The sequence below is a fragment of the Curtobacterium sp. MMLR14_002 genome (genome assembly GCF_001864975.1).
GTDB lineage: Bacteria > Actinomycetota > Actinomycetes > Actinomycetales > Microbacteriaceae > Curtobacterium > Curtobacterium flaccumfaciens.
On record NZ_MJGT01000050.1, the window covers coordinates 167,580 to 173,275 of the forward strand.

General features: G+C 71.7%; 6 protein-coding genes and 1 pseudogene. 1 reads left to right on the forward strand and 6 read right to left on the reverse strand.

Annotation, left to right across the window (positions count from 1 at the left end):
* Positions 1-34: 34 nt before the first annotated feature.
* The 6 genes from BIU91_RS18865 to BIU91_RS07425 form a co-directional block, all read right to left on the reverse strand.
* Positions 35-211 (reverse strand): hypothetical protein, encoded by a 177-nt coding sequence (locus tag BIU91_RS18865; RefSeq protein WP_171907795.1) that lies wholly within the window; start codon positions 209-211, stop codon positions 35-37.
* A gap of 10 nt (positions 212-221) precedes the next feature.
* Positions 222-1,196, reverse strand: a complete 975-nt coding sequence (locus BIU91_RS07405; protein WP_071404869.1) for a TIM barrel protein — start codon at positions 1,194-1,196, stop codon at positions 222-224.
* 153 nt (positions 1,197-1,349) lie between these two features.
* The gene (locus BIU91_RS07410; protein ID WP_071404870.1) at positions 1,350-2,033 is read right to left on the reverse strand and encodes a fumarylacetoacetate hydrolase family protein; all 684 of its coding nucleotides are present in this window, start codon (positions 2,031-2,033) and stop codon (positions 1,350-1,352) included.
* Positions 2,034-2,066: 33 nt separating this feature from the next.
* Positions 2,067-2,282: a hypothetical protein gene (locus tag BIU91_RS07415; protein WP_071404871.1), complete on the reverse strand. Its 216-nt coding sequence runs from the start codon at positions 2,280-2,282 to the stop codon at positions 2,067-2,069.
* Positions 2,263-2,613, reverse strand: coding sequence for a hypothetical protein (locus tag BIU91_RS07420; protein ID WP_071404872.1), 351 nt, complete (start codon positions 2,611-2,613; stop codon positions 2,263-2,265). Before BIU91_RS07420 ends, BIU91_RS07415 begins: the two co-directional genes overlap by 20 nt.
* A 93-nt stretch (positions 2,614-2,706) precedes the next feature.
* Entirely contained in the window at positions 2,707-5,163 is a 2,457-nt protein-coding gene (locus BIU91_RS07425; protein ID WP_071404873.1) for a phosphoketolase, read from the reverse strand.
* A gap of 195 nt (positions 5,164-5,358) precedes the next feature.
* Between BIU91_RS07425 and BIU91_RS18870 the strand changes: the two are divergent.
* Positions 5,359-5,696, forward strand: a pseudogene (locus BIU91_RS18870) (hypothetical protein); the annotation flags it as partial.

Here is a 5,696-nt window from a genome sequence, read left to right on the forward strand (position 1 = left end):
GGGGGGGGGGGGATCCTGTCGGATCAGGACGGGGTCAGGCCGCGGGTGCAGGGCCGTCGGAGGGCACCGCGTGGTCGGCCACGGGTGAGTCCTCCTCGATGAGCTCGTCCTCTTCCGGCTCGACCACCTCGGCCGCGGCGGCCTTGGCCTCGTCGATGGACTCCTGGGAACGGCGGAGCAGGTCGTCGTCGTGTGCTGCCTGATCGGTCATGCCCAGCAACCTACGCGGGCGTCCCTGTGTCGGCGTCCCGACGGCGGGCTCCCTGCGTCGGGTCGTGCCGGCCGGTGTGCGGTGGCTCGAAGTCCACCGCGGACGTCGGTGCGGGCGTCGAGGGCATCGCCGGGGCGGCCGGCGAGCCGAACGCGTCGGCGGCGTCGAGCACCGCACGAGTGGCGGCCACGGCCGTCCGGAGTGCATCGCGGACGGGCATCGCCCGGTGCGCCGGTGTCCGGACCTCGACGCCCCACGGCTCGTCGAACCCGAGCTCGCGCACGGTCCGCACGAAGCCGGGCAGGTCCCACGCTCCGGCACCGGGCAGGTACCGCGCGGTCCGGGACTCCTCGGCGAGGGTCATCCCGCTCGGGGTGTGCAGCAGTCCGTCGCTCAGCTCGACGGCTGCGAGGACCCCCGGTGCGACGCCCTGCCGGATCGACGCGAGGGTGGAACCACCGCGGAGTGCGTGCATGGCGTCGATGAGCAGGCCGCCGTTCGGGTGTCCGGCGGCGGCGACGAAGCGTGAGGCCCGTTCGATCGTGGGCAGGTTCGACCACGGTTCCGGTTCGAGCACGAGCTGCGCTCCGACCGCCTCGGCCTGGTCGGCGAGCACGACCCAGTCGTCGGCCATCGTGGCGGGGGAGGCTCCGGGCAACGAGGTGTCGGCGCGCGCCACCACCTGCCAGGCGCTCAGCGTCGCCGCGGCCTCGAGCACGACACCGCGGTCGGCGTCCTCGTCCTGGGTGCGGCTCGTGCACGTCCACCACCGGTCGAGTGGTCCGAGCTGGACCCAGACGATGCCGGCGGCGTCGAGCATGCGGCGCAGTTCGGCGAAGCCCGTCGTCGCGCGGACCTCGTGCAGGTCGTCGAGGGACAGCGACAGGCCGGCGAACCCGGCGGCGCCGACGGCGTGCACGCGGTCGCGGATGCTCTCGTCGCCCGCCCACGTCCAGGACGTGGCGAGCAGGTCGTGTTCCAGCACGGTGGTACCTCCGGCAGTCCCGAGGTGTACGCGTCGCCCCGTCGCGATGCGCCGCCCCGTGTCCGCCGCGGGCCCCACCCGCGACGATGCCCAAGACTTACCCGTGCTGCCTGCGAACGCTCCCAGCCCGTCGACACATCGCCGACACGTGCTTCAGACGATCCGGGTCCGGACCTCGCCGACGCCGGCGATCGTGCCGACGAGCACGGCGCCGCGTTCGAGCACGCCGACACCGTCAGGAGTGCCGGTCATCACGAGGTCGCCGGGCGCGAGCGCCACGGACCGTGACAGCGCCGCGATCGTCTCGGCGACCGACCAGATCTGGTCGGTCAGGTCGCCCGACTGCCGGAGTTCCCCGCCCACCGTCAGCTCGATCGCGCCGCTGGTCGGGTCGACCTCGGCCGCCGGGGTGAGCACGCCGATCGGTGCCGAGGCGTCGAAGCCCTTGGCCGTGTCCCACGGGCGCCCGAGTCGCTTCGCCTCGGCCTGCAGGTCGCGGCGGGTGAGGTCGATCCCGACGGCGTACCCCCAGACGTGTGCGAGGGCGTCGGCGACGGCGATGTCCGTGCCGCCGGTGCCGATCGCGACGACGAGCTCGACCTCGTGCTCCAGTTGCTGCGTCAGCGGCGGGTACGGGGTGTCGGCCCCGTCGACCACGACCGCGTCTGCCGGCTTGGTGAAGAAGAACGGCGGCTCGCGGTCCGGGTCGTGGCCCATCTCGCGGGCGTGCGCGGCGTAGTTCCGTCCGACGCAGAACACACGGCGGACGGGGAAACGCGCGCCCGTCGTCGTGGGCACGGTCGGGAGGCTCGGGGCCGGGATGACGAGTTCGGTCACGGTCCCAGCGTGGCAGGCTCGCAGGGCATCGGTTCAGCTCTCACCGAAGGACGCCTCGTCCTTGAGCTTCCGCGCCCGTGCGCGCTCCTGGCGTTCGCGCCATTCGATGCGCATCTGCGCGAGTTCCGCCTCGGCGCCCTTCGCGCGCATGAGCGGACCGTAGTGGGGGCTCGCGAGGAGCCGTGGTGTCGTCATCTCTCGGTTGTCGAGCCACCGCTTGAACTCGTCATCAGTCAGCGTCGAGATCATCTGCGAGCACTCCTTCCTGTTGTCCCCGGGCTTTCGCTCGCGCTGCCTCGGAGTCAGCGAGCGCCGAGGACGTCCACGTGTCGTCGTCGGTCGTCCAACTGCGGGTCACCAGCGCAGCCGACATCACACCGGCGGCCGCGCGCTGTCCTTCGTCGTCCGAGGTCGCCCGGTCGGCGACCCACGACCAACGCTGCCACCACAGGTCGCGGTGCACCGAGAACTCTGCATTTCGCCGTCCTGCGCGCCCGTCGAGCACCGAGGCGACGAGCGCACCCAGCGCGACGGACGCGCTCGTGACCGACACGAGCGCGCTGATCCAGCCGATGTCCATGCCGGAACCCTGACAGCACGGAACCGGCCACGCGGCGGGCGTGACCGGTCCTGTGGAGGGCGCTCCGGGCCTCCAGGCCTGTGGAGGAGTGCGTCAGTTGCCGGGCGCGGCCGCCTCGGTCTCGCCCGCACCCGGGTCGCCGCCGGTCCCGCCGCTGGCGGGCTCGTCCTGCGGCCAGCCCGCGAACTCCCAGCCCGCGAGGGACGGGTGGTCCTCGCCCTTCGTGTACGCGAACGTCCGCGCGGCGTCACGCGCCTCGGAGAGCTTCGTGAGCAGGTCGGCGTGCGCCTCGGCGTCCACCCGCGTCAGGGCGTCGTGGGCCAGGGCGAAGCGGTCCATCTCGTTGCGCATGAGCATGTCGAACGGCGAGGTCGTCGTGCCCTGCTCGAGGAACCCGTGCACGTGCAGGTCGTCGTGCCCGTTCCGGCGGTACGTCAGCTGGTGCACGAGGGTCGGGTACCCGTGGAACGCGAAGACCGTGGGCGTGCCGGGCAGGAAGAGCGCGTCGTACTGCTCGTCCGGGATCGGGTGCTCGTGCTTGCGCGGGTCACCGAGCGCCAGCAGGTCGACGACGTTGAGCACGCGGACCCCGACGCCGGGAGCGTACTTCCGGATGATGTCGGTGGCGGCGATCGCCTCGACCGTGGGGACGTCACCGGCGCAGGCGAGCACGACGTCGACCTTCCCGACGGCCTGCTCCGTGCCGGCGAAGTCCCACACGCCGAGTCCGGCCTGCGCGTGCGCGACCGCGTCGTCGAGGGACAGGAAGACCGGCTCCGGGTGCTTGCCCGCGACGATCACCTCGATGCGGTCCGTGGTCTCCATCGCGTGCGCGGCGACGGCGAGCAGCGTGTTGGCGTCGGCCGGCAGCTTGATCCGGACGAGGTCCTGCTGCTTCGACGCGACGACGTCGAGGAACCCGGGGTCCTGGTGGGAGAACCCGTTGTGGTCCTGTCGCCAGACGTGCGACGAGAGCAGGAGCGACAGGTTGGACACCGGCACGCGCCAGTCGATGTCGGTCGAGGACTCCAGCCACTTGGCGTACTGCCCGACCATCGAGTCGATGATGTGGGCGAACGCCTCGTAGGTGTTGAGCATCCCGTGCCGACCGGACAGCACGTAGCCCTCGAGCATCCCCTCCAGCAGGTGCTCGGACAGGACCTCGGTGACCCGCCCGCGTGCGGCGAGGTGCTCGTCGCCGGCGGCGCGCTGGGCCCGCCAGACGCGCGAGGTCACGTCGAAGACCGCGTCGAGCTTGTTCGAGATCGTCTCGTCCGGGCCGAACAGCCGGAAGGTCGAGGCGTTCTTCTCGATGAGTGTGGCGAGCCAGGGGCCGAGCGTGCCCGTCGCGGATGCCGTGGAACCGGCCTCGACCGCGTAAGGCTCGAGCGGCGGCCGGTCGAGCGCGGTCCGCAGTCGACCGCCGTTGCCGTGCGGGGTGGCACTCATCCGCTCGTCACCGGTCGGACGGATCGTGGTCATGATGCCGACCGGGTGGCCGTCCTCGTCGAAGAGCTCCTCGGGGCGGTACGAGCGCATCCACTCCTCGAGCTGCGCACGGTGACCGTCGTCCTCGCGCACCGCGGGCAGCGGCACCTGGTGCGCGCGGAAGGTCCCCTCGACCTGCTCGCCGTCGACCTCCTTCGGGCCGGTCCAGCCCTTCGGGGTGCGCAGCACGATCATCGGCCAGCGCGGACGCAGGTCCGCGGCATCGGCGGGCTGCCCCGCGGCGGCACGGGCGGCCTGGGCGCGGGCAGCGGCCTGGATGTCGTCGATGCCGGCGAGGGCGCGTCGCAGGGCACCGTCGAACAGGGCGTGGACCGCGTACGGGTCGTCGTCGACGCGGCGGGAGTCGACCACGATCGGGTCGTAGCCGAGCCCGCGGAAGTACGCGGTGAGGTCCTCGTCGGGGATGCGGGCGAGGACGGTCGGGTTCGCGATCTTCCAGCCGTTGAGGTTGAGGATCGGCAGCACGGCGCCGTCGGACACCGGGTCGAGGAACGTGTGCGCCTGCCACGAACCGGCGAGCGGACCGGTCTCGGCCTCACCGTCACCGACCACGCACGCGACGACGAGGTCCGGGTTGTCGAGCGCCGCACCGTAGGCGTGCGACAGCGAGTAGCCGAGCTCACCACCCTCGTTGATGGAGCCGGGGGTCTCCGGGGCGGCGTGTGAGGGGATTCCGCCGGGGAACGAGAACTGGCGGAAGAACCGCTGCAGGTCGACGTCCTGGTACAGCTCGTTCCACGTGCCGTCCAGCCAGGCGTTCGCGTTCATCGCCGGGCCGCCGTGCCCCGGGCCGCAGATGTACAGGAACTCGCGACCGGTCTCCGTGATCAGCGCGTTGCAGTGCGCGTACACGAGGTTCAGCGCGGGGGAGGTGCCCCAGTGGCCGAGCAGCCGTGGCTTGACGTCGTCGGGTTCGATCGGCCGGCTGAGCAGCGGGTTGTCCAGCAGGTAGATCTGCCCGACCGTCAGGTAGTTGGCGGCGCGCCACCAGGCGTCGACCGCCCGGAGCCGGTCGGTGGTGGAGATGTGTGCTGGAGCCATGGGTACACGGTACGAAACACCGGGTTGCGGCACCTCAGGAAACTCGTCCCAAACCGTTCGGGCGGGGGCGCCGAATGACTTGTACAGGGCAAAAGCCCAGGGCGCTCTCCGGTCACAGTTGGCCGGTACTCAGTATGTGCACAGTGCACATTCGGCCACCGGCCGGAGCGCCTCCAGAGCAAAGGACTGATCACGATGCGTAAGAGCCTCAAGACCTCCATCACCCTCGCCACGACCGGCGCCCTCGTCCTCGGCGGTGCCGCGTTCGGGATCTCCTCCGCCCAGGCCGCCACCCCCGCGATCCACACGGTGTCCTCGTCGTCGTCGAAGATCCCCGCACCCGTCGCCTCGGTCCCCGAGGTCCTCGGTGGCTCCACCGCCGTGAAGCTCGACTCCGGCTTCACCGACGCCCTCACCGCCCTGAAGCTCACCCCCGGCGTCTCCGGCGACGCAACCCTCGCTGACGGGTCGGTGTCGTTCCCGATCACCGCCGGGTCGGTCACCTACTGGTCCCCGGATGGCAACTACCGCCC

Coding starts and splice junctions, on each gene's coding strand:
- BIU91_RS07425 (WP_071404873.1), bottom strand. CDS start 5,163: ATGGCTCCAGCACACATCTCCACCACCGACCGGCTCCGGGCGGTCGAC.
- BIU91_RS07415 (WP_071404871.1), bottom strand. CDS start 2,282: ATGATCTCGACGCTGACTGATGACGAGTTCAAGCGGTGGCTCGACAAC.
- BIU91_RS18865 (WP_171907795.1), bottom strand. CDS start 211: ATGACCGATCAGGCAGCACACGACGACGACCTGCTCCGCCGTTCCCAG.
- BIU91_RS07420 (WP_071404872.1), bottom strand. CDS start 2,613: ATGGACATCGGCTGGATCAGCGCGCTCGTGTCGGTCACGAGCGCGTCC.